The 24,978-nt window shown below is 64.8% G+C and carries 18 protein-coding genes; 17 read left to right on the top strand and 1 reads right to left on the bottom strand.

The genetic code is table 11. The annotated features are described in order from the left end of the window. Nucleotides 1–169: 169 nt before the first annotated feature. The 3 genes from ACGTN6_RS04290 to ACGTN6_RS04300 all read left to right on the top strand — a co-directional run bounded on the left by ACGTN6_RS04290 (nucleotide 170) and on the right by ACGTN6_RS04300 (nucleotide 5,796). Nucleotides 170–4,552 carry an FkbM family methyltransferase gene (locus ACGTN6_RS04290; protein WP_394590031.1) on the top strand — a complete coding sequence of 1,461 codons (4,383 nt, stop codon included), beginning with the start codon at nucleotides 170–172 and terminating at the stop codon, nucleotides 4,550–4,552. Beyond that, nucleotides 4,549–5,430: a sulfotransferase gene (locus ACGTN6_RS04295; protein ID WP_394590032.1), complete on the top strand. Its 882-nt coding sequence runs from the start codon at nucleotides 4,549–4,551 to the stop codon at nucleotides 5,428–5,430. The genes ACGTN6_RS04290 and ACGTN6_RS04295 overlap by 4 nt, the downstream gene beginning before the upstream one ends. A gap of 126 nt (nucleotides 5,431–5,556) precedes the next feature. Beyond that, nucleotides 5,557–5,796 (top strand): DUF2835 domain-containing protein, encoded by a 240-nt coding sequence (locus ACGTN6_RS04300; RefSeq protein WP_394590033.1) that lies wholly within the window; start codon nucleotides 5,557–5,559, stop codon nucleotides 5,794–5,796. A 19-nt stretch (nucleotides 5,797–5,815) separates the two neighbouring features. On the opposite strand, the gene ACGTN6_RS04305 is transcribed toward ACGTN6_RS04300, so the two are convergent. Next, nucleotides 5,816–8,494, bottom strand: coding sequence for a bifunctional diguanylate cyclase/phosphodiesterase (locus tag ACGTN6_RS04305; RefSeq protein ID WP_394590034.1), 2,679 nt, complete (start codon nucleotides 8,492–8,494; stop codon nucleotides 5,816–5,818). Between the two features lie 207 nt (nucleotides 8,495–8,701). On the opposite strand from ACGTN6_RS04305, the gene ACGTN6_RS04310 reads away from it, so the two are divergent. From ACGTN6_RS04310 to ACGTN6_RS04375, 14 genes are all read left to right on the top strand, one after another. Continuing rightward, complete coding sequence (locus ACGTN6_RS04310) at nucleotides 8,702–10,408, top strand: PilZ domain-containing protein (RefSeq protein ID WP_394590035.1); 1,707 nt, start codon at nucleotides 8,702–8,704, stop codon at nucleotides 10,406–10,408. A 236-nt stretch (nucleotides 10,409–10,644) separates the two neighbouring features. Beyond that, the gene (gene fliS, locus ACGTN6_RS04315; RefSeq protein ID WP_394590036.1) at nucleotides 10,645–11,049 is read left to right on the top strand and encodes a flagellar export chaperone FliS; all 405 of its coding nucleotides are present in this window, start codon (nucleotides 10,645–10,647) and stop codon (nucleotides 11,047–11,049) included. Nucleotide 11,050: 1 nt separating this feature from the next. Beyond that, complete coding sequence (gene fliT / locus ACGTN6_RS04320; RefSeq protein ID WP_394590037.1) at nucleotides 11,051–11,443, top strand: flagellar protein FliT; 393 nt, start codon at nucleotides 11,051–11,053, stop codon at nucleotides 11,441–11,443. Beyond that, complete coding sequence (fliK, locus tag ACGTN6_RS04325; RefSeq protein ID WP_394590038.1) at nucleotides 11,440–12,723, top strand: flagellar hook-length control protein FliK; 1,284 nt, start codon at nucleotides 11,440–11,442, stop codon at nucleotides 12,721–12,723. Before fliT ends, fliK begins: the two co-directional genes overlap by 4 nt. After that, nucleotides 12,720–13,001 (top strand): EscU/YscU/HrcU family type III secretion system export apparatus switch protein, encoded by a 282-nt coding sequence (locus tag ACGTN6_RS04330; RefSeq protein WP_394590039.1) that lies wholly within the window; start codon nucleotides 12,720–12,722, stop codon nucleotides 12,999–13,001. Before fliK ends, ACGTN6_RS04330 begins: the two co-directional genes overlap by 4 nt. Nucleotides 13,002–13,311: 310 nt before the next feature. Beyond that, complete coding sequence (gene flhD / locus ACGTN6_RS04335; protein WP_394590040.1) at nucleotides 13,312–13,644, top strand: flagellar transcriptional regulator FlhD; 333 nt, start codon at nucleotides 13,312–13,314, stop codon at nucleotides 13,642–13,644. After that, a complete protein-coding gene (gene flhC / locus ACGTN6_RS04340; protein WP_394590041.1) occupies nucleotides 13,634–14,203 on the top strand; it encodes a flagellar transcriptional regulator FlhC in 570 nt (189 codons plus the stop codon). Before flhD ends, flhC begins: the two co-directional genes overlap by 11 nt. Before the next feature lie 240 nt (nucleotides 14,204–14,443). Further along, nucleotides 14,444–15,316 carry a flagellar motor stator protein MotA gene (gene motA / locus ACGTN6_RS04345; protein WP_394590042.1) on the top strand — a complete coding sequence of 291 codons (873 nt, stop codon included), beginning with the start codon at nucleotides 14,444–14,446 and terminating at the stop codon, nucleotides 15,314–15,316. After that, nucleotides 15,313–16,272, top strand: a complete 960-nt coding sequence (gene motB / locus ACGTN6_RS04350) for a flagellar motor protein MotB (protein ID WP_394590043.1) — start codon at nucleotides 15,313–15,315, stop codon at nucleotides 16,270–16,272. Before motA ends, motB begins: the two co-directional genes overlap by 4 nt. Before the next feature lie 29 nt (nucleotides 16,273–16,301). Then, the gene (locus ACGTN6_RS04355; protein WP_394590045.1) at nucleotides 16,302–18,728 is read left to right on the top strand and encodes a chemotaxis protein CheW; all 2,427 of its coding nucleotides are present in this window, start codon (nucleotides 16,302–16,304) and stop codon (nucleotides 18,726–18,728) included. Continuing rightward, nucleotides 18,725–19,222 (top strand): chemotaxis protein CheW, encoded by a 498-nt coding sequence (gene cheW, locus ACGTN6_RS04360; RefSeq protein WP_183386792.1) that lies wholly within the window; start codon nucleotides 18,725–18,727, stop codon nucleotides 19,220–19,222. Before ACGTN6_RS04355 ends, cheW begins: the two co-directional genes overlap by 4 nt. A 69-nt stretch (nucleotides 19,223–19,291) precedes the next feature. Next, nucleotides 19,292–20,902 (top strand): methyl-accepting chemotaxis protein, encoded by a 1,611-nt coding sequence (locus ACGTN6_RS04365; RefSeq protein ID WP_394590046.1) that lies wholly within the window; start codon nucleotides 19,292–19,294, stop codon nucleotides 20,900–20,902. 62 nt (nucleotides 20,903–20,964) lie between these two features. Continuing rightward, nucleotides 20,965–22,704 (top strand): methyl-accepting chemotaxis protein, encoded by a 1,740-nt coding sequence (locus ACGTN6_RS04370; RefSeq protein ID WP_394590047.1) that lies wholly within the window; start codon nucleotides 20,965–20,967, stop codon nucleotides 22,702–22,704. 87 nt (nucleotides 22,705–22,791) lie between these two features. Beyond that, entirely contained in the window at nucleotides 22,792–24,978 is a 2,187-nt protein-coding gene (locus tag ACGTN6_RS04375) for a methyl-accepting chemotaxis protein (protein WP_394590048.1), read from the top strand.

Raw genomic sequence — 24,978 nt, forward strand, 5'->3', positions numbered from 1 at the left:
CACAAGAGGCCGGCCCTTCGGGGCCGGCCTCTTTGCGTTTCAGGGCCTAAAGCCGCGGAAAAGTAGCTTCTCTCGAGGGGTATTCGGCCGAGTGGCCGTGGCATGCCGTCGCTATCGTGGTCAGCATCCCGCGAGACCCTTCGAAATCGACCGGCAAGGTGGTGTGCCCATGGCCAGGAAAAAGACAAGTCGTCCATTGAACAACCAACGTCCACAGGCCTTGCATGGCCTGAAGCAGGCCGATGCGAAGGCCTTCGAGTCGGCCTTCTCTCGCGGGGACTACCCTCGTGCCCTCGAGGTGGCCGCGGCCCTGGTGCAGCGTTCGCCGGATTCTCCCCAAGCACATGAATGGCATGCCAATGCCTTGGGAAGGCTGGAGCGGCTGGATGAGGCCGTCGATGCGATGCAGCGAGCGGTCGAACTCGTCAAGGAGCCAAGCGCCGATCATCGGCTGAAGCTGGCGCAGTACCAGGTGTTGGCGGGGAAGGCCGCTCAAGCCGTGGAGGTGCTGGAGAGCGTCGTCTCGGATGAGCCCGAGAATGTCGTGGCCCTGGCCTGGCTGAGTCGTGCTTACCATCAACTTGGTCAGAATAGCCGTGGCCTGGAGGTCAATGACCGCCTCATGTCGTTGGATGACCGCCATGAGGAAGGACTGCTATGGCGCTCTAGAATCCTTGATCAGCTTTCCAGGCACGACGAGACGATGGACACGCTTTGGAAGCTTCAAGAAGTCAATCCGAGGCGGGTCGGGGTGCATAATCATATCGCTTCGCTCTTCACCAAAGAGGGCGACTATGATGCGGCGAAAAAACATTTTGTTAGGGAAGTCGAACTGGACCCGGCCAATGGCAAGGTACACTCGAATCTCTGGATGACATCCCACTACGATCCAGTGTACAGCGGCGATGATCTCTTTCGGATGGCCGTCGACTGGGATAGGCAGTTCGGCGAGCGTTCGTCACTAGGACGGGCCTCCACGACGCGCGATGCCGGCAAGCGGCTGCGTGTCGGTCTGCTGTCGGGCGGGTTCCGGACGCACCCGGTCGGGCAGATGATTCTTCCGGCCCTGCAGAACCTGTCTGCCGATCAGTTCGAGCTGATGTTCTACAGTTCTAACCAGTACATCGACAAGCTGACCCAGTCCATCCAGTTGCTGGCGCACAGTTGGCAGTCCATCGAAGGGTTGAGTGATGGCCAGCTAGATCAGAAGATTCGCTACGACGAGATCGACATCCTGATCGATCTCAACGGCGCCGGAGACGGGAGTCGGTATCGTACGTTAACACGTGAGCCCGCTCCTCTGATCGTCAAGTGGGTTGGAGGCCTAGTCGATACCACTGGGCTCGAGAGTGTCGATTATCTGCTGAGCGATCACATCGAAACTCCCGAGGGCGTCGATGATCGCTACACGGAAAAGTTGATCCGTCTGCCCGACGACTATATCTGCTACCACATTCCTCGCCATGCGCCCGACTGCAACGGGCTGCCCGCCCTGGCCAACGGCTATGTCACCTTCGGCTGCCTGAACAACCCCGCCAAGCTGTCGGCTCCCCTGCTCGCAGAATGGGCGACCCTGCTCAAGGAAGTTCCTGGCAGCAAGCTGCTGCTGCGAGGGATCCAGTTCGAAAGCGAGCGTTTCCGTGACAAGATCACGGCCACCTTCACCGGACATGGTGTCAGTGAAGACCGGCTCCTGTTGGAGGGTCCTGCCAAGCACGCAGAGTTTCTGGAGACTTACCAGCGCATCGATATCGCGCTGGATACCTGGCCGTACTCCGGTGGCCTGACGACCTGTGAATCGCTGCTGATGGGCGTGCCCGTCGTCACGCGGACGGGGCCGACCTTCGCCGGTCGCCATAGCGCCACCCACCTGGCCAATGCCGGGCTGCCCGAGCTGGTCACCGATAGCTGGGAGGACTTCCGCGCGCGGGCGAAGGAGCTGGCAAATGATCTACCCAACTTGGCGTATATTCGCGCCGCCCTTCGCACCATTCTGCTGGATTCGCCCATTTGCGACGGGCCGCGCTTCGCCCGCCATCTGACTACTGCGCTGCGAGCTATCTGGCAGCGTCACTGTGAAGGAAAAGTGCCGGAGGCCCTGAGTTTCGGCAAGAGCGGTGCGGCGCAGTTTGCCGATGAGGAGGCGCCGATCAAGCTGGCCCTGGCACCTTCGAGCCAGGGGTTCGACTGGGAGCTCGAGACCCCCATCCTCGCCGTGGACAACGGCGCTGTTCTGGCCTCAAGGCCCGATGCGCGTGAGCTGCTAGGCAGTGGCCGGGTCGTCATGCTGAGCTTCGACCCGGCCGGCAGGATGGCGACGGTGGACCATCTCGCCCAGTACGGTGAGATTCAGCACTTTCCCTATACGGCGCTGGGCGATGGCCGTCCTGTGACGCTTCATCTTGGTGATGGGCTGGAGTCCAGCACGCTGCCGCCTCTCGAAGATGTCGAGAGTATAGAGACTCATGAGATACCGACGGTGGCACTCGACGGAATCGAGGGGCTGCCTAACATCGATTTCCTCGCTCTGGATGCGAGCCACGATAGCCTGGGTATCATCGAGAATGCAGCACTTGCATTGCAGAATACGTTGGCGATTCAAGTCAGGTTGGCGTTTCAACCAGTGCTGAAGCGGCAGCCGGACTTTGCGCGCGTCTGCCCTCTCCTCGAAAGTTATGGTTTCCGTTTCTATTGTTTTATCAGCGAGAATAAAGTCAGCCACTTCCCTGACGATGTGTCCGTCAGAGATCGCCAAGCCTCTGAGCTGCATGCATCGGAAGCCCTATTCGTACCTGACCAGGCGCGTATGAAAGGGCTGATTTCAGAGGAACGTCTCAAGCTCGCTTTCCTTATGCATTCCCTGGCGGGAGTGAGAGATCTAGCGTATGCGCTACTTGAAGATCTGGGAGAGGGCGCTTCTGCCTCTTATTTGAAAGAGGAGAAGCTACTGGATGCTTCGGCAAGTAGGGGGTGGGCGCCTGAAAATGCCAGCGGCGACATTCAAACACTCATGTGCCATATTGAGCAGGCGCCGTTGGCTACTATGGAATCGAACCATTCGTTGCCTGGCCACCTAGTTGTATCTCTGACCTCGCATAAGGCTAGATTCGATAACTTGCATCTTACTCTTCGCAGCTTGATATATCAGGAAATGCGTCCAGACAGTCTAATCCTGTGGATCGCCGAGGAAGAGCGGGTTGAGCTTCCAGAGGCTGTTCGGGAGCTGGAACAATATGGCTTGATCATCAGGTTCTGTCAGGACCTCAAGTCTTACAAAAAAATCATCCCGGCGCTTGCCGAGTTTCCGGGAAGTTTTATTGTGACGGCTGATGACGATATCTTCTATGAGCCTGGCTGGCTGAAGGGTCTGGTTGAGAGTTGGGATGGAAATTATAAAAACATTGTGGCGCACCGTGCCCATAAGATGAAGCTAGATTCGCAAGGCATGCCCATCGCCTATCGGGATTGGAAATGGGAGGTCGGAAGTGACGAGGTCGCCGATGGTCTGATCATGCCTACCGGCTGTGGTGGTGTCCTGTATCCCCCTGGAGTCTTCCATGAGGACGTTACTAATAGCGAGCGTTTCATGGAACTCTGTCCTGATGCCGATGATATTTGGCTATATTGGATGGCCTCGAAAGCGGGTGCCAAATCAAAGCGGGCATCGTATGATCTTAATTTAATCGAATGGCCAGATGAGGAAGATCGAGGACTCTGGCACTCTAATGTCGGAGGTGGGGGCAACGATCGGAGTATCAGCAGGCTGCTGAGTTTCTACGGCCCCGTCTGGGGTGGGGAAGGAGCAATTGTTCAGCATGACTTCTCTTTTCCTTATAGAGGAGAGATGGTTCATTTCGCTCTTCCCAATCAAGAAGATCATATACAGAATCTGATTCGATATAATAAAGGTTTCTATGAGTCGGCGATGCTGGAGGATATTCGTGAAAGATTTTCCGGTGGTGCGGTCTTTGATGTCGGAGCTAATATTGGCAATCACTCCATTTTCTTTGCAAGGTTCTGTGGTGCCGAAAAGGTCGTATCTTTCGAGCCTCATCCAGAGACATTCGAAACGCTGTTAAAGAATGTAGAGGTCAATGGCATCGCTTCCAAGGTCGTTTGCTACAATGCCGGTCTCTCCGATGTTCCAGGGGCCGCCGAGCTGTCATTTTATGATGCAAGGAATATAGGAATGGCGAGCCTCCGTAAGAATCAGGGAGGTGATATTCGTCTTCTCGATGCCGACTCGGTGGCGGCAAAGGAAGGGGTGAAAGTCGGCGTCATGAAGATTGACGTAGAGGGTATGGAAATGAGCGTCCTGAAGGGGGCTCATCGCATCCTGTCACAGGATCGGCCTGTGTTGTATGTCGAGGCGGCCAAGCAAGATGCTTTTGAAGAGATAAAGGCTTGTCTGGAAGTTTATGGATATGCCCCAGAGGGAAGGTTTAATGCGACGGCTACCTATTTGTTCGTTTGCTCTGGTGTCTTTCGAGAAGACAGGGTAAGCATCTCTTCGGATTGCCCTGTCTTCAGTGCTTTTGGGGAGGAGTTATGAGCAAGATACCGCAGGTAAACCTGAATATGAACCCCGTCGTCTTTGTTACGGGGTGTCATCGTTCGGGGACGAGTGCTCTGGCGAAGCTGTTGAGTTATAGTCCAAGTGTCAATTGGTTGGGCTGGGAGATGAATTACGAGTTTGAGAATTTTATCCATCTCGACGAGGCGGGTTCTTCTGTGGGGCGAGTGGAACGGTCGGTAAGGTTTGGTGAGATGCTGGCCAAATATCGGGCCCTTTCTATCATTAATGATGGAGGAAGTGCCAGTGATGTGGCTAGAAATGATTTCCTCTATCTGATCAAGTCTCCCAATCTTCTTGATAAGGTAGAAGAGCTCTCAAGGGTTGCGGGGCGCCTGATTCCTGTTGTGGTGATAAGGGAAGTCTATTCCTACGTTGCCAGCATGAAGAAGCATCTGGAGAAGATGGGGCGTCAACGTAAAAGTGGGATGAGGTGGAGTGAGGAGAAAGATACCTGGGAGATAGTGAAAGATATCAGTCTGCATGCGAAATGTGAACGGTCTTTTCCAGGTGGGAATGTTTATTATATTGCCAAGTCTTGGTTGAAAAGGAACTATAATGCGGTATCCCGCCTTGGTGATTCGGCGATTTATGTCAGCTTTGAGAGTCTGATGTCGGATCATGCTAGTGTTTTCGAAGATGTGTGCGCCAAAGTCGGTCTTGGGCGGGAGTCTATCGGCATGCCGGGCGATTTGTTAGAGGCCGATACTGTCTATAACTATGTCGGTTCCAGTGACCCCTTGAAGTCGTGGGAAACCGAACTTTCTGCCGAGGAGAAGCGACAGGTTGAAAAGGCTTGTCGGGACATGGCGCTCATGTTTTCAGCCGTCGAGGAGAAAAGGGCTTCAGGGGTATGACGTGCTTTTCTCCTGGGCAGCGCAGATGTATGTTGGCCCGGTGAATGACGCAGCATGGCATGACAGCAAGCAGCGCTGAACAAAGATCTTGCTAAGAGAGTGCCTTCTGAGTGACGGTTTACTACCATGCCCACCATCGACATTACCCTCGATCTCACCCCCGACGCCTGCCTGGCCCACTACGAAGGCCGGGCTGGCGTCGTGCATACCCGCAGCCTGGACGGGCGCAGCGTGGCCTTCCCTGCCGAGGCGCTGCGCCGGGTGGTGACGCGCGACGGCGTGCATGGCGTCTTTCGCCTGACCTTCTCCGCGGAGGGGCGCTTCGAGAGGATTCAGAGACTCTCGATGGCGCCCCGGCCCCGCTGATATCTTTCCGCATGGTTGACTACTGGGAGCCCATGGCACTGCCCCAGGTCGCCGCGAAGTCGGCGGGTGGCAGGGGGCGGCCGAAGTGGAAGCCCTGGGCCTGGTCGCAGCCCAGCCGGGCCAGTTTGCGGGCCTGTTCCGGGGTCTCCACGCCTTCGGCAACGGTCTGCATGCCGAGGCTGCGGGCCATGGCAATGATGGTTTCCACGATGGCGTGGTCGTGTGGGCCGTCGAGCATCTCGCGCACGAAGGACAGGTCGATCTTGAGGGTATCGGCGGCGAAGCGGCGCAGGTAGGCCAGCGACGAGTAGCCGGTGCCGAAGTCGTCGATCGACAGCGTGTAGCCGGCGTCGCGCAGCGAGCGGGTGATCTCGATGGCCTGCTCGGCGTCGTGCATGACGTCGCTTTCCGTCAGCTCCAGGTCGATGGCCGAGGCCGGGGTGTGGCGGGTCAGGCTGGCGATGCGCCGCACCAGGTCGGGATCGGCGAACTGCTGGGCCGAGACGTTGATCGACAGCCGGCCCGGCAGCGCCATGCCGTCGCGCCGCCAGGCGGCCAGCTGGTGGGCGGCTTCCTCGAGCACCCAGTCTCCCAGCAGGCGAATTAGCCCGCGCTCCTCGGCCAGTGGGATGAACTCCCCGGGGCTGATCCAGCCCCATTCCTCGTCGTGCCAGCGACATAGCGCCTCGGCCCCTACCAGCCTGCCGGTGGCGAGGTCGAACTTGGGTTGATAGTGCAGCGCGAGCCGGCGCTCACCGATGGCGCAATGGAGGCGCTCGGTCATCTGCTGTCGGCGCTGCAGCGCCTGGGTCATGGTGGCATCGAAGGGACAGGTGCCGTCGGTGTGCTGCTTGGCGTGATAGAGAGCGATGCTGGCGAACTTGAACAGATCCTCAGAAGAGACGGCGTCTCGCGGATACTGGGCGGTGCCGATGCTGACTGTCAGCGAGAAGCGATGCTGGTCGAGATTGAAGGGGCGGCCCACTGAGCGGCGCATGCGTGTCAGGCATTCCTCTACCGTGGTGGCCGTGGCCCGAGGTACGAGCAGGGCGAACTCGTCGTTGGAGAGTCGGGCCAGAGTCTCGTGCGGCGCCAGGGCTCGCCGCAGGCGCGCGGCGAGGGCAGCGAGCAGCCTGTCGCCGACCCTATAGCCATGGGTGTCGTTGATCTCCTTGAAGCGGCGTATGTCGAGCAATAGCAGTGCCAACGGCGTCTGCTCGCGTTCGGCGGCTTGTCGCTGGCGGTTCAGGTCCTCCATGAAGCGGATGCGGTTGGGCAGGCCGGTGGTGCCGTCGGTATAGGCCAGCTGGTGCATGCGTTGATGATCGCCGCGGCGTTCCAGTTCGGCGGCGGCGCCGTTGGAGAGAATGCGCAGCACCGAGGTAGCGAAGGCGTCCGTTTCCGGCGGTTGGCGGTACATCACCATGAGCAGCCCGATGGGTTTGCCCTGGGCGTCGTCCAGCCGGCGGCCGATCCAGGCGCGGGTGTCCGCCGGGAAGCCCGGCAAGCCGGGGGCTCTGGCCTGTCGCTGCATGATTTCCTGCTCGTCGAGCAGCGCCGCAACGGGCGTGCCGGCCAGGGCTGCGCGGTAGCGTTCCAGGGGGCGGCCATCGACCAGGGCGCTGACCAGGTTCATGCTGGGCTCGGCGGGGTGGCCGGGCGTGGCCTCGCGGTTGGCGCCGGCGACGGGCTCCAGTAGGGCGACGAACCCGGCATCGGCCTCGAGAAGGCGGGTGAGGGTGCTCACCAGCTGATGGAAATAGTCGTCTCCGGTCCGGCTACTCACGGCCGCGGCCACCTGAGTGACGGCCTCCTGCACGCGCTGCGCCTCCTGCTGCTCGGTAACGTCGGTGATGAAGCCCTCCAGGCAGTCCACTCGGCCCGTCGCATCGAAGATGGCCTGGCCCTGTTCCCACATCCAGCGCAGGTGGCCGTCGGCGGTCTGTAGGCGGTAGACGACGCGGAAGGGCTCGCGACGGGCGACGGCCTCCTGCACCGCGTCGTCGACGCGTTGGCGGTCGTCCGGGTGGATGAGTTCGACGTAGCTGACCCGTCGGTTGTGGGTGAGGGCCTCGGGGGGATGGCCGGTCAGCTCGGCGGCCCCCTGGCTGACCAGCAGCATGGTCCAGTTGGCGTCGTTGAGGCAGCGGTAGGCCATGCCGGGCAGGTGGTTGAGCAGGGTCTCCAGTCGGCGCTCGCTGGCCCGCAGGGCATGCTCGGCCTCCCGCCGGCCCAGTTCGGCGCCGGCCTGGATGGCGGCGATGCGCAGCAGCTCGTGCTCCTGATCGCTGGGCGCCATGGGACGGTTGGCCAGCACGGCCAGCAGCCCCAGGAGGTCGCCGTCCACGGTGAGCAGCGGCAGGCCCAGATAGCTCTCGGCGCCGAGCTCCTGGAGCATGACATCCTGGGGAAATCGCGCCTGGACGTCACGGGGATGCAGGCAGGCCTGCTGATAGGTGACCGCCTCGCAGGGGGTGCCGGCCAGCGGATACTGAATATTCGGCCGGTGGTGACCCCGCGACCAGACGGCCAGTGTATGGGCCTCGCCCTCGCAGACCCGGGCGATCAGCACATGATCGGTCGCCAGCAGTTGGGCCAGCCGTTCCACCAGGGTATCGAAGAAGTTAACGGCACCACTGTGGCCGAGCCCTTCGGCGAGTCGCCGGAAGGCCTCTTCGGCGGTGATCCGAGCGGGCATCGATACGGTCTCCCTTGCCAGTGGCGTTGTTGTTCTAGGGCCGTCGCGAGCGGCGGCAGATCGACAGATTGCGGGGAGAGGCCGCCGCACGGCAAGGCCTGACAGGCAAATGCCGCGAGCGGGAGGCTCGGGTATCAAGTTGTGCCGATGCCAGCCGATAGCGTTTGGATACGCTTTATCAACCGCAACAACCCGAGAGGCCAAGGCATGGCGCAGGATGGTTACACCCGGGTGGAGAGCCCCGTCGAGATCGAGGCCTTGCTCGAGGCGTTGAGCGAGCCGGGTGGCGCCTCCCTGCAGCTGGGCGAGGGCAGCGAGCCGCTGCCGGTGTTGCTGGCCGAACAGCGGGTCGGCGAGGAACTTGCGCTGGATATCAGCGCGATCCGCGAGGTCGCCGGCGAGCTCCAGCGGGGCAAGTCGTTCCGACTGCTGGGCCAGGCACAGGGCAAGATGGTGCGCACCCCCGAGCTCGCCATGCAGGAGTGCCGGCAGCAGGATGGCCGGCTGGTCTGCCGCTGCCCCTATCCCTACCACCTGGAAGTGCTGCAGCGCCGCGAGACCTTTCGTGCCCGCCTCAGGCTGGGCATGGAGGTCGGGGCCATCCTGCGCGACGGAGAAGGCAAGCGCGTGCAGGGCGACCTCAAGGACCTGTCGCTCGAGGGCTGTCGGCTGGAACTGCCGCTGTCGGCCTCGAGCCTGCTGGCCGAGTCGCCGCTGCCGCTGGATATCGAACTGTGCTTTCCCGACGGCACCCGCTGCGCCTTGCGTGGCAAGGCGCGTCATCGTCGCGTGGATACCGAGCGACAGGCGGTCATGGCAGGCTTCCGCTTCTCGGGCAACGGCCCCGAGCAGGAGCGCAAGCTGTGGTACCTGGTGCGTGAGATCGAGCAGGAAGCGGCACGCCATGTGGAAGGCGGCGAGGCCTCACGGCTGCCGTCGTTGCTGTTCCAGGGCGCTGCTGCTTCCGGCCCGGAGGTAGGGCGGCGCAGCATGAAGGCCTACGCCACGCCGATGGCCAGGCGCCTCTCGCGCATCGCCGGCTATCTGGACGCCCAGATGCTGGAGCTCAGGGATGGCAACGAGGTGGATGGCGTGCAGCTCTCGCGGCATGCCGATCGCCTGTTGCGGCTTCACGAGGAGGATCGTGAGGCGCTGCTGTTCGCCAGTCACTGCCTGCACGACGAATCGTGGCTGGTCGGGCACGGGCTGGGGATGGCCGTGCATCTGCTCGACCTGGTGGGACGGGTCTCCGTGCCGCAGGAGCTGCGCAAGGCGCTGGTGGCCTGCGCCATGGTGCATGACCTGGGCAAGTCACTGTTGCCGGATGACGTATGGCAACGGGCGAGCCCGGAGGAGGCATGGCCCGCTGAGTTGCCCGAGCATGTCGCTCGTCTGGAGAAGCGCATGGAGGGCTGCCAATGGCTGTCTTCCGCGGTGTTCGGCTCGGTGGTGCGGCGGGTCAACGAGCGCCTGGATGGCAGCGGCTATCCGGCCGGGCTCGGCGGCGAGGCGCTCGGCGAACTGGAGCGTGCGGCGGCGGTGGTCGATGTCGTGGATACCCTGCGCCGTCCGCTCGGCGGGCGTCCGGCCTGGCCGGTGGGGGCCATCTATCGTTATCTGCTCGACCATGACCAGGCCTTCGATCAGCGCTGGGTCAAGCGCTACATCCGCCGCTTCGGCCTCTTTCCCGTAGGCTCGCTGGTGCGCTTCGACGGCGGTCGGCTGGCCTGGGTGCAGGGCGTCGATGACCAGGGCCGGCCCGCGCGGGTGCAGCTCACCGAATCCACCGACCCGCCCGGCGAGGCGCTGGGCGAAGTGCTGCTCGGCGAGGTCGTTCAGCGCCTCGGCGAGCCGCTCGAGGAAGTGCGGGTCGGCCCTAAAGTGGAGTCGGAAACCGCCGATAGCCAGAAATAGTTCGCTTGGCGAAGTGTGTTTGCCTGACCCGTGGAAGCAGGATCTTGTCAGACTGGTGAGCCTCACGCCGTCAGGCAGGGCGGTGGCTTGAAGATGCCTCGCTGCAGGCAGTGTGCCGGGGATATCGATGTATAGCGCCGATACGACGCTCAGGTTCAAGGTATGGGCTCTGACTCGACGGTGGGATACGTCCCGGGCGAGGTATATCGTCCATTGATCTAAGGAGTGGCAGAACCATGGCGGCGATGAAAGGCGCGAGTGCCTATGCGAGGGTGGGGGTCGAGAGCGGTGTGATCTCTGCCAGCCCCCATCAGTTGATCGTGATGCTGTTCGATGGCGCCAAGGCGTCCATCCGGGCAGCGCGCATTCATATTGAAGCCGGCAATATCACCGAGAAGGGCAAGTCGATCTCCAAGGCCCTGGAGATCGTCAACGGTGGTCTGGCGGCGGCCTTGGACGCCGAGCGCGGCGGCGAGGTGGCGCAGAATCTGGGCTCGCTCTACGACTACATCGCCCGGCTGCTGCTGTCGGCCAACCGTCACAACGAGGTGGCCAAGCTCGACGAGGCCGAGCGGCTGCTGGACGACATCGCCTCGGCCTGGCGCGAGATCGACCCCCAGGCCCAGGCCGCGGGAGGCTGACATGACGGACACCCCCGAGGCCTCGCAGGAAGCCGTGATCGCCGGCTACCAGGCCCTGCTGGCACGCAGCGAGCGCATGCTGGCCCTGGCGCGTGAGGCCGACTGGTCGGCGCTGGTGGACCAGGAAGCCGACTACGTCCAGCAGGTGGAACGCATCGCTGAACTGGACGCCCGGCATGCCCTGGAGAGGGAAGCCCAGAACCGCAAGGCCGAGCTGCTGGAGCGGATTCTCGAGAACGATCTGGAGGTGCGTCGCCATCTCATGCAGCGTCGCGATGAGCTGGGTGAGCTGATCGGCACCTCACGTCGACAGCGGGACCTGCAGCGCGCCTACGGCAACGCCGGGGCGCAGGTATTCAAGGCGGCCTCCCGCTTCGGCCAGGGCCCGATGTGAGCGGCATCACGCCCCTGATCGATACCCTCCTGCACCAGGTGTTGGGTAAGCGGGTCGACGTGCCCGCGCCCAAACCACTCAACCAGCCGATCAAGCCCACGGCGCCTTCCGAGGCGCTGAAGGCCGTACACAGCGATTCGCGGCTCGACGCCCGGGCGCCTGCTCCCAAGGCCGGCGAGGCGGCCAAGGGGGCCTCCCGTGGCGCCCCTGCCCAGGCACCGGCCTCCCCGTCCCCGGGTGCTCCGCTCTCTGCCTTGACCCACTTCAGCGCCACGGCGCGCACCATCGCCGATCTGCTGGTGCGCTTTCCCGCGCCGACCTCGGCGGTCTCGCCCACCGCGCCCCTTATGTCTCCCGATGCTACGGCAGCCCCCGAGCAGCTCGCCCAGCGTCTGGCGGGCAGTATCCGCGACAGCGGGCTCTTCTACGAGGCCCATCTGGCGCGCTGGTACAAGGGCGAGCTGTCGCGTCAGCAGCTCGATCGAGAGCCCCAGATGCTCAAGACCCTGCGCTTCGTGCCATTGCTCCAGGCCTCCACCTCACTGTCGGGGGAAGGGCGGGCGACCGAGGCCACGAGTCTCCTGGCTGCGCGGGTGCGTGCGGCCATGCCGCCCGTGCCCATGTTGCCCCAGGCGGGTGCGTCGTCGCGGTCGGGCGTTGAGCCGTCCGGTCCGCTTGCGCCGAATGCTGGCGCCCTGCGCTTGACGGCCATACCGGCAACGCCCGTCACGCCGCCGCCCGCCACGACGCCGTCCCCCATGCAGGCAACGACGATGTCGGTCTCCTCGACGGAGGTGGGGTCGCCCTCGAGCGCGTCTGCCAGCCAGTCGCCATCCGCCGCCACGCTGCCGATCGATGGCCGGCGCGATGCCGTTCCCGAGAGCCTGCAGCACTTGGTGCGCCACCAGCTGGAGATGCTGGCCACGCCCAACCTGCGCTGGGAGGGCGATGTCTGGTCGGGGTTGTTCATGGCCCTGGTGATCCAGCTGCCTCAGGGGCGTCGCGAGGGCCAGCCGGGCGACGACGGGGCATCGGGCGAGCGGCGCAACGAGTCACAGGGGTGGCGCTCCGAACTAGACCTGGAAGTGGCTGGCCTGGGGCCCATGAAGGTCTCGCTGTGGATGCGCGACGCCAGGTTGGACATCGACCTGCGCGTGAACGAGGAGGCGGCGCGTTCTCGGCTCGAAGCTGGCCTGGAGGTGCTGCGTCGTCGCCTGGCGGGGCATGGTTTCGATGATGTGCGGCTGCGGCTGGACGCGGCCTCCGGGGAGGTGCCATGAACGACTCGGATCGCCAGTCCCGGCGTCAGGCGGTGGCCTTGGCCTATCAGGAGGCCGAGGGAGCGCCGCGAGTGGTAGCCCAAGGCTATGGTGAGCTGGCTGAGCGCATCGTCGAGGAAGCGCGGCGACAGGGCGTCTTCGTGCACGATGCCCCCGAGCTGGTGGGCCTGCTGATGCAGCTCGACCTGGACGAGGAAATCCCGCCGCGGCTCTATCAGGTGATCGCCGAGCTGTTGGTCTGGGTGCGTGAGATGGCGGGGGAGTCTGGTCAGCCCTAAAGCGCCAGGGAGGTCATTCTCAAGCATCATTATTGTAAGGAAATGTTAAAATCTAAGAATAATTTGCTGCTCTCACGACACCCTAAGAAGATGTTTTGTGGGAGCCTTTTTTAGCAAATTGATATGGATCAAGGTCGTCGCGTTGCCAGCGTTGGCAACGGTGCATTGAAAAAAGGGCGACCCTGGGGACAATGCTACACAAATGACAACAAACGTCGGTATGTTGTGCATTTCGTGGCACAGGGGCTTCCCCTAAACGAGCACGGCGATAGACCGTGACGCAGGAATATGCCAATAAAAGCAGGGAATTATGAAAACCAATCCGCACGTCGACGAGATTCGGGAAATGAATCTCGCCTATCTGTTGCTCGCTCAACGGTTGCTGAACGACGACCGGGTCGAGGCCATGTTCCGCCTCAAGATCGATGAGGAAATGGCCGATCTCCTGACTTCGTTGAATGCCCAGCAGCTGGCACGCCTGGCCAATACCAACCAGCTGCTATGCCATCTGGGCTGCGAGGGGGCCGACCAGCTGCGTCAGGTGGTCGACAACCCTCGTGACCAGGGGCTCGCCCATTTCCACTCTTCGTTGCTGATGGCCTCGCGCTCCATGCTGTCGAAGGGAGGCGATCATGTCGGCTAAAAGCCTGCTGGACGAGCTGCAGCAGGTGCAGCTCGCCATCGACCTGATTGAACTGGGGGCTCGCCTCCAGGTGCTGGAAACCGAGACCGACCTTAGCCGCGCCCGGCTGATTCGGTTGTTCAAGGAAGTGCGTGGCATGTCGCCGCCCAAGGGCATGCTGCCGTTCTCCACTGACTGGTTCATCACCTGGATGCCCAACATCCATTCGTCGCTGTTCTATAACGTCTTCCGGCGCTTGCTCGAGGACCATGACTGCGGGCGCATGGAGGCCTTCATCAAGGCCTATCGCCTCTACCTGGAACAGGTGGAGATCGACGGCGCCGAGGCGGTGCTGGGGCTGACCCGGGCCTGGACCCTGGTACGCTTCTTCGAGAGCGACCAGCTTCAGCTCTCCGAATGCGGCCGCTGCCACGGGCATTTCGTGGCCCATGCCCACAGCCCGACCCACGACTACGTCTGCGGGATCTGCCAGCCGCCCTCTCGGGCGGGCAAGACCCGCAAGCGTCGCGAGGCATCGGCGGCCAAGCCGATCACGCACGAGGTCGTGCGCCAGGCCTGAGCCTAGTCCGCCTGCCGGCGCGACTCCGGTGCGGCGGACGCCAGACGGCTGACCAATGACGAGACCGCTTTCGGCCCTTCGGCCGGAGGCGGTCTCGTCGTCTGAGTAAAGCGCACTTCGACATTCTCCCCGGCGGCAACTTTCTCGCCCATTTCTCGCCCCTCACCCTCAAGCCTGCCCGCCCCCGGCCGATAGTTTCGACAGTAACGCCATTCACGTGTCGACGAGGGATATTCGGTCGTGCTGATTCCCATTGGTTATCTGGTTGTGCTGTTGTCGGTCTTCGGTGGCTTCGTGCTGGCCGGGGGCAGCCTGGGCCCGCTTTTCCAGCCCACCGAGCTGCTGATGATCGGCGGCGCCGGCATCGGCGCCTTCGTCGCCTCGAACAACGGCAAGGCGCTCAAGGCCACTTTCCGTATCCTGCCGCGGCTGCGCCGCTCCAAGTCGTACGACAAGGCGCTGTACATGGATCTGATGGCGCTGCAATACAAGATCCTGGCCAAGATTCGCCGCGACGGCATGCTGGGCATCGAGCGCGACATCGATACCCCCTCGGAGAGCGCGCTGTTCAACGAGCACCCCAAGGTGCTCGCCGATCCGGTGATCATGGCCTTTCTCACCGACTACCTGCGCCTGATGGTCAGCGGCAGCATGGATCCCATGGAGCTCGACGAGCTGATGCTGCACGAGATCGAAGCCTTCGAGCAGGAGGCCCATATCCCCGCCGACGCCATCCACAAGGTCGGTGATGCCATGCCGGCCTTCGGCATCGTCGCCGCGGTGATGGGGGTGGTGAAAGCGCTCAGCGCCTCCAATGCCGATCCCGAGCAGATGGGCGTGATGATTGCCCACGCCCTGGTGGGCACCTTCCTCGGCATCCTGCTCGGCTACGGCTTCATCATGCCCCTGGCCAGCCGCATCGAGCGCCAGACCAAGGAAGTCGAGAAGGTATTGCAGTGCATGCGCGTCACCCTGCTGGCCAGCCTGCACGGCTATGCCCCGCAGCTGGCCGTGGAGTTCGGCCGCAAGGCGCTGCACAGCGCCGAGCGTCCGGGGTTCAGCGAGCTCGAGGAATACGTGCGTGAAGCCAAGGCGGGTGTGGGGAGCGCATGAGTCAGGGGGACAACCGCCGGCCGATCATCATTCGGCGCAAGAAGGTCGTCAAGTCTCACCATGGCGGCAGCTGGAAGATCGCTCTGGCGGACTTCATGACCGCCTTGATGGCGCTGTTCCTGGTGATGTGGATCCTCTCCTCGGCCAGCCGCGAGCAGCGCGAAGGAGTGGCCGAGTACTTCAGCACGCCGCTGGTGGCCGCCGTCACCAGTGGCGATCGCGTGGCCGTGAGCGAGAACGTGATTCCCGGCGGCGGCCCCGATCCGACCTTCAAGGAGGGCGAGCGGGCGCGCGTCGACCTGCGCCAGCAGACGCGGCCCAGCGAACGCCAGCGGCGCGCCTTCCGCGATCTGCAGGAGCGCATCGAAGCGGCCATCGAGGCCGATCCCGATCTCAAGCAGCTGCGTGACCAGCTGCGCTTCGACATGACCCCTGAGGGGCTGCGCATCCAGCTGCTGGATACCGAGCAGCGGCCGATGTTCGAGCTGGGCAGCGCCCGCGTGGCGCCCTACATGCGCGACCTGCTGCGCCTGATCGCGCCGCTGCTCAACGAGTTACCCAACGACCTCAGCATCAGCGGGCACACCGACAGCCTGGCCTACCTCAACGGCATCCGCGGCTACGGCAACTGGGAGCTGTCCACCGAGCGGGCCAATGCCTCGCGTCGCGAGCTGGTGGCCGGCGGGCTGGATACCAGCAAGCTGCTGCGCGTGGCGGGATTCGCCGATCAGGTGCCGATGCCCGATACCGAGCCCAGCGACCCGATGAATCGGCGCATCGAGTTGCTGGTGCTGTTCGAGGCGGTGGCCCAGCGCATTCGCTCGCCGCGGGTGGTCAACGGCCTCGGGATGCCCTCGACGCTGGGCGGCGGCAACCGCCAGCCGTCTGCCGAGACGCCGCTGGAACGCTTCAACCAACAACTCAATGAGGCCCTGGGCCCGGCATCATCGCCCTGAGGGCACCACACATCTGGGTGGGGAACTGCATGGATATCACCGATTTCTATGACACCTTCTTCGAGGAGGCGGAGGAGCTGCTCGCCGATATGGAGCGCTATCTCCTCGAGCTCGACGTCGATGATCCCGACGCCGAGCAGCTCAACGCCATCTTCCGGGCGGCGCACTCGATCAAGGGCGGCGCCGGAACCTTCGGCTTCGACGTCCTGCAGCAGACCACGCACTTGTTCGAGAACCTGCTCGATCACACCCGCCAGGGCGAGCTGACCCTGCGTCGGGACATCGTCGACACCTTTCTGGAAACCAAGGACATGCTGCACGACCAGCTGGACGCCTATCGCAACGACGAAGAACCCGACCAGGAAGCCTTCGCCCGCATCTGCGAAACCCTGCAGCGGCTGGCGCTCGAAGAGATCGGCGAAGCGCTGGATGGTGCCAATGGCGTGCCGGGCCAGCCCTCGGTGGACACCCCTGCACCCTCCGCCCCCGAGCCCGCACCGGCAGCGACCGGCGAGCCGGCGTCCGGCGGGGGCGGCGAAAGACGGCTGACGGTGTCGCTGCTGAACGTCGGCGACAAGGATCGCGACCTGCTGGTCGAAGAGCTCGAGCAGCTCGGCGAGATCGAGGCCCGCGACGGTGACGCGGCCTGCTATCGGGTGACCCTGACCACCGCGGTGGGGGCCGAGGACATCGAGGCGGTGATGTGCTTCATCGTCGAGCCGGAGCAGCTCAGGATCGAGCAGGAGGACGCCGAGGCTTCGTCCGCCGGGGCCGACGAGCCCCGCCTGACGGTGACGTTGCTCAACGTCGGCGACAAGGATCGCGGCCTGCTGGTGGAAGAGCTCGAGCAGCTCGGCGAGATCGAGGCCCGGGAAGGCGATGCAAGCTGCTACCGGGTGACCCTGACTACCGCGGTGAGCGCCGAGGACATCGAGGCGGTGATGGGCTTCATCGTCGAGCCGGACCAGCTCCGGATTGAGCCGGACGGCGCCCCGGGGTCCGACGCATCGGCGGCCGGCGCCCCGGGGTCCGACGCATCGGCGGCCGGCGCCCCGCGGTCCGACGCATCGGCGGCCGGCGCTCCGGTCGCGGACGAGGCGCCGGCTGAGAAACGTGCCGCGCCTGCTGCCGATACCAAGGCCGAGGCGCCAAGGCCGACCGCCGACAAGCCCAAGCAGGATAAGCCCAAGGCCAAAAAGGCCAAGTCCGGCGGCGGCGAATCCACCTCGATCCGCGTCTCGGTGGAGAAGGTCGATCAGATCATCAACCTGGTCGGCGAGCTGATCATCACCCAGTCGATGCTCGACCAGACCGTCAGCGAGCTCGACAACGTCAATCACAGCGGCCTGCACAACGGCATGAACCTGCTGCAGCGCAACGCCCGCGATCTTCAGGAAGCGGTGATGTCGGTGCGCATGATTCCCATGGACTTCGTGTTCAGCCGCTTTCCGCGCGTGGTACGCGAGACCGCCGGCAAGCTGGGCAAGGAGATCGAGCTGGTCACCGAGGGCGAGTCCACCGAGCTCGACAAGAGCCTGACCGAACGCATCATCGACCCGCTCACCCACCTGGTGCGCAACAGCCTCGACCACGGCATCGAGGCACCGGCCGCGCGCGAGGCCGCCGGCAAGCCGCGCACCGGCAAGCTGACCCTGTCGGCCAAGCACCAGGGCGGCAACATCCTGATCGAGGTGATCGACGACGGCGGCGGCCTGAACCGCGAGAGGATCCTGGCCAAGGCGCGGGAAAACGGCCTCAACGTCTCCGACGGCATGAGCGACGACGAGGTCTGGCAGCTGATCTTCGCCCCGGGCTTCTCCACCGCCCAGGAGGTCAGCGATGTCTCTGGCCGCGGCGTGGGCATGGACGTGGTCAAGCGCAACATCCAGGGCATGGGCGGCAACGTCCAGATCATGTCCCGGCCCGGCGAGGGCACCACCATCCGCATCGTGCTGCCGCTGACCCTGGCGATCCTCGACGGCATGTCGATCAAGGTCGGCGGGGAGGTCTTCATCCTGCCGCTGTCCGCGGTGCTGGAATCGCTGCAGCCCAGCCGCGACGACCTCTATGCCATGGCCGGCGACGACGTGGTGCTCAAGGTCCGCGACGAATACCTGCCGGTGGTGCCCGTCCACGAGGCGCTCGACGTGGCCGATGCCAAGACCGAGCTCGACGAGATGATCGCGGTGATCGTCCAGGGCGAGGGCCGCCGCTATGCCCTGCTGGTGGACGAGCTGATCGGCCAGCAGCAGGTGGTGGTCAAGAACCTCGAGACCAACTATCGCAAGGTGCCCGGCGTGTCGGCGGCGACCATCCTCGGCGATGGCAGCGTGGCCCTGATCCTCGATATCACCGACCTGCATCGCCTCAATCGAGCCAAGAAGGAGGCGCGGCGCGGTCAGCGCGTCGATGCCGCCCCCACGACCCTTTCCCGTAAGGAGGTAGAGCCGTCATGACCACCCAGACCACCGACGCCGCCCTGGCCGCCACCGAAGAGCAGAACCGTGAATTCCTGGTGTTCTCGCTGGGCGACGAGGAATACGCCATCGACATCCTCAAGGTGCAGGAGATCCGCGGCTACGAGAACGTCACTCGCATCGCCAACGCCCCGGACTTCATCAAGGGGGTGACCAACCTGCGCGGCGTGATCGTGCCGATCGTCGACCTGCGCATCAAGTTCCGCCTGGAGAACGTCGAGTACGGCGGCCAGACGGTGGTCATCGTGCTCAACGTCGGCGAGCGCATCGTCGGCATCGTGGTCGACGGTGTCTCCGACGTCATGACCCTGACGCCCGAGCAGATCAAGCCGGCACCGGAATTCGGCGTGACCCTGTCCTCCGACTTCCTGAGCGGCTTGGGCAGCCTCGAGGACCGCATGCTGGTGCTGGTCGACATCGACAAGCTGCTGACCAGCCAGGAGATGGCGCTGGTCGACTCGGTAAGCGAGTGAGCCGACACGCCTGATGGGGGAGCCACACCCTCGACACAAAACAACAACACACCCGACAAGAGGTGACGCGTGCGCCAGCTGACAATGACACAGAAGTTGTGGGGATCCCTGGGCATCATCTGGCTGGCCATGGGCCTGATGGTGGCCTGGGGCGCCTGGGAGAATCGCCAGACCATGCTGGAGGAGCGCCACGGGGCCCTCCAGGACTACGTTCACCTCGCCAAGGGCGCGATCGAGGCCGAGGCCGAGCGTGCCGCTGCCGGGGAGATCGGCGTCGAGCAGGCCAAGCAGCGCGCCGCCGCCGTCGTCAAGGCCATGCAGTACGACGACGGCCGCGGCTACCTCTACGTCTTCGATGACGATTTCGCGTTGCTCAGCCATCCGCGCCTGGCGGTGGGCACCAACGTCGGCGACTTCCAGAACGTCGAGGATCGCTACCTGTTCCGTGAGTTCGCCGAGGACGTGGCCAGCGACGATGGCTACGTCGACTATCTCTGGCCCCATGAGGCGGGCAGCGAGCCGATCCCCAAATCGTCCTACCACGAGCGCTTCGCGCCCTGGGGCTGGACGATCGGCACTGGCGTCTACATCGACGACGTCGATGCCGCCTTCCTGGCCTCGCTGGCTCGCTCGCTGCTGGCGCTGCTGGTGGTTGGCGTGCCGGTGAGCCTGGGCATGGCGCTGGTGATTCGCGGCGTGACCCGCTCGCTGGGCGGCGATCCCCGCTATGCCGCCGCCTCGGTGCGAGCCATCGCCGACGGCGACCTGACCCGCGAGGTGCGCCTGCACAAGGGCGACGGCGACAGCCTGCTGTTCGACATCGAGCGCATGCGCCGAGCCCTGGCCACCACAATCGGCGATATCCATCGCGACAGCGACGCCGTGAACCTCGAGGTCGAGACTCTGGGCGAAGGCAACGCCGAGCTGGCCACGCGCACCGAGCAGCAAGCGGCGGCACTGTCCGAGACCGCCTCCAGCATGGAGCAGCTGACCACCACGGTGGGCCACAACGCCGACCACGCCGATCAGGCCCGCGAGGTCGCCGCGGACACCGCCGGCAGCGCCGAGCGCGGTCGGCAGGCCATGGCCGAGGTGGTGACCGCTATCGACGCCATCAACGACAGCGCCACCCGGATGACCTCGATCGTCGACACCATCGACTCGATCGCCTTCCAGACCAACATCCTGGCGCTCAACGCCTCGGTGGAGGCGGCCCGGGCCGGCGAGCACGGCCGCGGCTTCGCCGTGGTCGCCGAAGAGGTGCGCAACCTGGCCAGCCGCTCGGCCCAGGCGACCCAGGAGATCAAGGCGCTGATCGAGCGCTCCGACGGCCAGGTCGTGGAGGGCAGCCGGCGGGTCAAGGACACCGATGCCCTGATCGCCGGCATGGCCGGCGACATTCAGCGCCTCAGCGGACTGGTGGAGGAGATCTCCACGGCGACCCGAGAACAGCGCCAGGGCATCGAGCAGGTCGGCGTCGCCGTCACCCAGATGGACCGCATGACCCAGCAGAATGCCGGCCTGGTGGAGGGCAATGGCACCGCCTCGCGTCGGCTGGTGGCACGTGCCCAGCACCTGCGCGAGCGGGTCGCCCACTTCCGGCTCGAAGAGGGCGGCGAGGCCGAGGCTCGGGTGGCGCTGCCGGCGGCGGATGAGGCCCGCTCGACCGCGCCGGCCTAGGCCTGACCAAGAGATTCGATTATCGGGGCGGTGCCTGCCGCCCCACAGCAAGGGAGAGAGTCGTGAAGCTTCTCGACAACATGACCGTTCGGGTCAGCTGGAGCCTGGTGCTGGCGGTGTTCGCTGCCCTCGTGCTGGTGCTGAGCGGACTGGGCCTCTACACGGTGCGCTACAGCGAGGATTCGCTGCGCACCCTCAACCAGGTCAATGTGGATCAGCAGTCCACCCTCAACCGCACCAACTCGCAGATGCTGTTCGCGCAGATGGAGCTGCGCAACCTGCACGCCCGGCTCGCCGAGGCGGTGTGGCCGGACGACCGGGAGGCGGTGCAGGCCGAGGCCGAGGCCTTGACCGGCACCTTCGATGAGATCGAGGCGACCTTCCAGGAGTTCCTGGCGCTGCCGACGCAGGACGGCCAGGCGGCGTTGATCGCGCCGGTCGAAGAGAGCTTCACGGCGCTGATGAACGATGGCCTACGCTCCCAGCAGCAGGCCCTGGAGGAGGGCAGCGCCAAGGCCTTCAGCGACCTGCATGGCGAGGTCGAGACGCTCACCCAGACCTTCTACGACAACGCCGTCGCCTTCTTCGGCCACGCGGAGAGCAACGGGGCATCGCTCTACAGCAACTTCTTCGACAAGGTCGGCCTGCTCAAGGGGCTGATGATCGCCGCCTTGGTGATCGCCGCCCTGACCATCGCCGCGGTGCTGTGGGGCGTGACGGTCAACGTCATCCGCCCGCTCGGCCGGCTGGTCGGCTACTTCGAGCGCATGGAGCAGGGCGACCTGTCCCAGGAGATTCCGCGCCTCGGCAACAACGAGATCGGCCGCCTCTACGGCTCGCTGGACAAGATGCAGCACGGCCTGGCCGAGACGGTGGGCAGCGTGCGTGCCAGCGGCGATTCGATCTTCCAGGGCTCCCAGAGCATCGCCAGCGGCAACAACGATCTGTCCTCGCGCACCGAGCAGCAGGCCGCGTCGCTACAGGAGACCGCCTCGAGCATGGAGGAGCTGTCCTCCACCGTCGGCCAGAACGCCGAGAATGCCCAGCAGGCCAGCCAGCTGGCCGCCGATGCCACTCGCACCGCCGAGCAGGGCGGCGAAGTGGTCGGTGAAGTGGTCTCGACCATGCACGAGATCCACCGCGGTTCCCAGCGGGTAGCCGAGATCATCGGCACCATCGACGCCATCGCCTTCCAGACCAACATCCTGGCGCTCAACGCCTCGGTGGAGGCGGCGCGCGCCGGCGAGCACGGTCGCGGCTTCGCCGTGGTGGCCCAGGAGGTCCGTAGCCTGGCCAGCCGCTCGGCGGATGCGGCCAGTGAGATCCGCGGCCTGATCGAAGACTCGGTGAGCCAGGTCGAGGCCGGTTCCGCACGGGTCGACCGGGCCGGACAGACCATGTCCGAGATCGTCGCCGCGGTGCAGCGGGTCAGCGACATCATGGACGAGATCGCCGCCGCCTCCACCGAGCAGAGCAACGGCATTGCCCAGGTCAACGACGCCGTCACCCAGATGGACCAGGTCACCCAGCAGAACGCCACCCTGGTTCAGCAGGCCGCCAGTGCGGCCACCCAGCTCGAGGCCGAAGCCGGCCGACTGCGCGAGGTCACCGGTCGCTTCCGGCTCAAGGAGGGCGCCGAAGCGCCGCGGCTCGCCGCGCGAGCGGACACCGGCCAGGACAGCGGACTGGCGCGCTGGATGCCGTCACTGGTGTCGGATAAACGAGCGTCGGACGAGCGCACCGACGCCGCCCCTGCACGCACGCGTAGCCATGGTCAGGACGAGGAGTGGGAATCGTTCTGATCGACGACCCGGCGCCGTCTCGCGCGGCGCCATCACAGAACAGCAACGAGCGGTCCATGATGGCCGCCGCTTCAGGGAATTGACGACATGCGAAACAACCAGCCGGTCACCCAGCGGGAATATGTCCTCGAGGACGATCATTTCCTGATCTCGCGCACCGACCTCAAGGGGCGCGTCACCTATGCCAACCCGGCCTTCGTCGAGGTCAGCGGCTTCGAGCGCGACGAGCTGGTCGGGGCGCCCCACAACCTGGTGCGTCACCCCGACATGCCGCCGGCGGCCTTCCAGGACCTGTGGGCGACCCTTCAGGCAGGGCAGACCTGGCAAGGGCTGGTCAAGAACCGCCGCAAGGACGGCGACCACTACTGGGTCGAGGCCAGCGTCTCGCCGATCGTCGAGGAGGGGGAGATCGTCGGCCATGCCTCCATGCGCACCAAGCCGGAGCGCGCCGAGGTCGAGCTGGCCGAGGCGGTCTATGCGCGCATGCGCGAGGGGCACAAGAGCGGCTACACCCTCAACCGCGGTCGCCTCGAGCGGCGTGGGGTCGTTGGTCGGCTGGGTCGGCTTAACCTGCGTAGCATGCGCGCCAAGGTGGTGGCCATGGTGCTGGTGGCCGGCGTGCTGCTGGCCATGGCCGGCGGATTGGGACTGTTCGGCATCGACGCCGCCGGGCAGCGCCTGCAGGCCCTGGATCGTGATGGCCTGCAGGACGTCGCGCGGCTGCAGCAGATCGACCAGGTGGTGACCAAGAGTCACCAGGCGCTGACCAGCCGCGAGCCCTTCGAGCTGATCAATCAGCGCGACGAGGTGGTGGCCAGCCTCGAGCAGGCCGAGACCCGGCTCGAGACCCTGTGGTCGGCCTATCGAGATCGTGAGCTCAACCAGGGCGAGGCCGCCACCGCCTTCGGCGAACGCCTCGAAGAATACCGCCAGGCCGGGCTGGAGCATGCCCTGGTGCTGCTCAATGCCGAGGACAACTTCAAGGTGTTCTCGGAGCTCCCGCCTCACTCCGAGCAGATGCGCGACTGGGGCAATGCGCTGTCGGACCGGGTCAATGCGCTGATCACCGCCAAGCAGGAAGCGGCCTCCGCCCTGGCCGACCAGGCTCGCACGGCCGAGCAGCGCATGATGCTGGGACTGGCCGTCATGCTGGGGCTGGGGCTGCTGGTGCTGGTGGTGCTGGGCCTGGTGCAGATGCGTGCCCTGGTGCGGCCGCTGCGCGAGGCCGAACGCTTCACCCTGCAGATCGCCTCGGGCAATCTCGCCGCTTCCGCTCCGGCCCGTCGTCGCGACGAGGTCGGGCGCATGCTCGGCGCCCTGGAGTTGATGCGCAAGAGCCTCGGCAGCATCGTCGGCAACGTCAACGACGGCGTCGAGCGGGTGGCGCCGGCGGCGCGCGACATCGCCGCCGGTAACGAGGAACTGGCCTCGCGTACCGAACAGCAGGCCGCCTCGCTGCAGCAGACCGCCTCCAGCATGGAGGAGATGACCACCACGGTGCAGCACAACTCCGACAACGCCCGCCAGGCCAGCGGCCTGGCCTCGGACAATGCCACCCAGACCTCCGAGACCGGCGAGCTGATGCAGCAGTTGGTCGGCACCATGGGCGAGATCACCGACGGCTCGAAGAAAATGACCGAGATCATCGACGTCATCGACTCGATCGCCTTCCAGACCAACATCCTGGCGCTCAACGCCTCGGTGGAGGCGGCGCGGGCCGGCGAGCAGGGCCGCGGTTTCGCGGTGGTGGCCGGCGAGGTCCGCCAGCTGGCCAGCCGCTCGGCCTCCGCCGCCCAGGAAATCAAGGCGCTGATCGATGGCTCGGCGCGGCAGATCGAGGGTGGCGCCGAGCTGGTCAAACGCGCCGAGACCTCGCTGGCCGAGGTGCTGGAGGCCTCGACCCGGGTCAACGACATCATGGGCGAGATCACCGCGGCCTCCGAAGAGCAGAGCAACGGCATCGGCCAGATCAACCAGGCAGTGATGGAGATGGATCGGGTGACCCAGCAGAACGCGGCACGGGTGCAGTCCTCGGCCCGGGCGGCGACCGAGCTGGACCAGCAGGCCTCTGAGCTGGCCCACGCCGTGGCGGCCTTCCGCCTGCGCGGAGCCGGCATGGAACGTGCGCCGTCGCTGACACAGCGTCGCGGCAGCGAGTCGCGCCAGCCGCTGCCGGCCGCATCCGATCAGCCCCGGGACGCCTCGGCCGCGCCGCCGGTGACCCGCACGGCCCCGGTGTCGGACCCGGCCGTGGAGGAATGGGAGGAATTCTAA

The sequence above is a fragment of the Halomonas sp. B23F22_20 genome (assembly GCF_043496985.1).
Taxonomy (GTDB): domain Bacteria; phylum Pseudomonadota; class Gammaproteobacteria; order Pseudomonadales; family Halomonadaceae; genus Halomonas.

Bases quoted from the DNA above. Each gene is read 5' to 3' on its own strand.
- ACGTN6_RS04290 (WP_394590031.1), top strand. From the start codon at position 170: ATGGCCAGGAAAAAGACAAGTCGTCCATTGAACAACCAACGTCCACAG.
- ACGTN6_RS04295 (WP_394590032.1), top strand. From the start codon at position 4,549: ATGAGCAAGATACCGCAGGTAAACCTGAATATGAACCCCGTCGTCTTT.
- ACGTN6_RS04300 (WP_394590033.1), top strand. From the start codon at position 5,557: ATGCCCACCATCGACATTACCCTCGATCTCACCCCCGACGCCTGCCTG.
- ACGTN6_RS04305 (WP_394590034.1), bottom strand. From the start codon at position 8,494: ATGCCCGCTCGGATCACCGCCGAAGAGGCCTTCCGGCGACTCGCCGAA.
- ACGTN6_RS04310 (WP_394590035.1), top strand. From the start codon at position 8,702: ATGGCGCAGGATGGTTACACCCGGGTGGAGAGCCCCGTCGAGATCGAG.
- fliS (WP_394590036.1), top strand. From the start codon at position 10,645: ATGGCGGCGATGAAAGGCGCGAGTGCCTATGCGAGGGTGGGGGTCGAG.
- fliT (WP_394590037.1), top strand. From the start codon at position 11,051: ATGACGGACACCCCCGAGGCCTCGCAGGAAGCCGTGATCGCCGGCTAC.
- ACGTN6_RS04330 (WP_394590039.1), top strand. From the start codon at position 12,720: ATGAACGACTCGGATCGCCAGTCCCGGCGTCAGGCGGTGGCCTTGGCC.
- flhD (WP_394590040.1), top strand. From the start codon at position 13,312: ATGAAAACCAATCCGCACGTCGACGAGATTCGGGAAATGAATCTCGCC.
- flhC (WP_394590041.1), top strand. From the start codon at position 13,634: ATGTCGGCTAAAAGCCTGCTGGACGAGCTGCAGCAGGTGCAGCTCGCC.
- motB (WP_394590043.1), top strand. From the start codon at position 15,313: ATGAGTCAGGGGGACAACCGCCGGCCGATCATCATTCGGCGCAAGAAG.
- ACGTN6_RS04355 (WP_394590045.1), top strand. From the start codon at position 16,302: ATGGATATCACCGATTTCTATGACACCTTCTTCGAGGAGGCGGAGGAG.
- cheW (WP_183386792.1), top strand. From the start codon at position 18,725: ATGACCACCCAGACCACCGACGCCGCCCTGGCCGCCACCGAAGAGCAG.
- ACGTN6_RS04375 (WP_394590048.1), top strand. From the start codon at position 22,792: ATGCGAAACAACCAGCCGGTCACCCAGCGGGAATATGTCCTCGAGGAC.